Origin of the sequence: Candidatus Methanocrinis alkalitolerans (assembly GCF_029167205.1) — an archaeon.
GTDB classification, from domain to species: Archaea; Halobacteriota; Methanosarcinia; order Methanotrichales; family Methanotrichaceae; genus Methanocrinis; species Methanocrinis alkalitolerans.
The window spans coordinates 1-1242 of the sequence record NZ_JARFPL010000087.1 but is presented as its reverse complement, the minus strand read 5'-3'; the positions used below and the strand labels follow the sequence as shown (position 1 = coordinate 1242).

General features: G+C 45.5%; 1 protein-coding gene. It reads left to right on the top strand.

Annotated elements, in window-relative coordinates; genetic code table 11:
• Positions 1-1225, top strand: a 1225-nt coding sequence (locus P0O24_RS12450; protein ID WP_316970071.1) for an IS1634 family transposase, incomplete at its 5' end; no start/stop codon positions are given.
• Positions 1226-1242 lie beyond the last annotated feature (17 nt).

The following is a 1242-nucleotide window of genomic DNA, read 5'->3' as shown; positions in this document are numbered from 1 at the left end:
AACTCATATTCAGAGCTGGTATGAAGGTACGATCTTATCTGAAGACCATCCGGATCTTCCTTTATCATCCCAGAGCCTTTCTCGACTGTTAAGCCGTATCGGTGAAGGAACTGCGAATCTTGAGTTCTCTCGCAAACTTATTGAGCAAATATCGACGTGCAGCACTCTGGTCTACGACATAACCTCCTTGTCATCTTACTCTCAGAGCATCAGCCTTTTGGAATACGGTTATAACCGAGATGGTCTCGACCTGCCTCAGATCAACTTGTCCCTGATCGTCGATAAAGATCTGGGCATACCGGTAATGTACGATCTCTATCCGGGAAGCATTGCAGATGTATCTACGCTCAAGAACACTGTCAAGAAAATGAAGGCTCAGGGCGTTAGAAATTATACCCTGATCATGGATAGGGGTTTCTTCTCAACCGATAACATCGAGGAGATGGTCTCCGCCGACTTGTCGTTCATCATTCCGCCAACAAGCAATCTAAAGAACGTCAAGGAAGCGATATCTGCCATTCACAAGCGCATCGATGACCCTGACCATCTTAGGCTCTACGAAAAAGAACCGCTCTTTGTGATGCCCGTGAGCATTGATATAGGTGAGAATAGGTTGGACGGATACGCATTTTACGATCAGAAACGAGAGCAGCAGGAGAGAAACACCTTCTATAAGCGGTTATATGATCTGATGGAAGTGCTAAAGTCCAAGAGCCTGAAACCTTGGATGAACCCTGGCGAGGTCTTCAGGGCAACAGCAAAGAGGGATGCGAAGTTCATCGAGTGGAAAGCGATAGACGGCAAGTTCCATGTATCTCTCAGAAAAAACGCAGTCTCTCATGCCGTTAATAAAATGGGCAAGTTTATTCTGCTTTATCGAGGCGAGTTTTCTTGGATGGAATGTCTCTCACTTTATCGAAGTAAGGATGTCGTCGAAAAGGGATTCGACGTGTTAAAGAATGACATCGAGTTGATGCCAACCAACCTGAGGACTAACAGCAGTCTAAGGGGGTATCTGTTTATCGCATTCATCGCATTGATATTGAGGATGAAGTTGATGAAGATGATGATCGATGCGGAGCTGAATAAAAGATACTCCGTCGAAGGATTGCTTACTGAGCTGGAAAAAATTAAGATCATGGTCTTGCCGAATGGAGAGAAGATGGCCACTGAGATATCCAAAAAACAGCGCGAAATCCTGGATGCTCTTCATATGTGTGCCTAAACGCTGGGGAGGTCAGG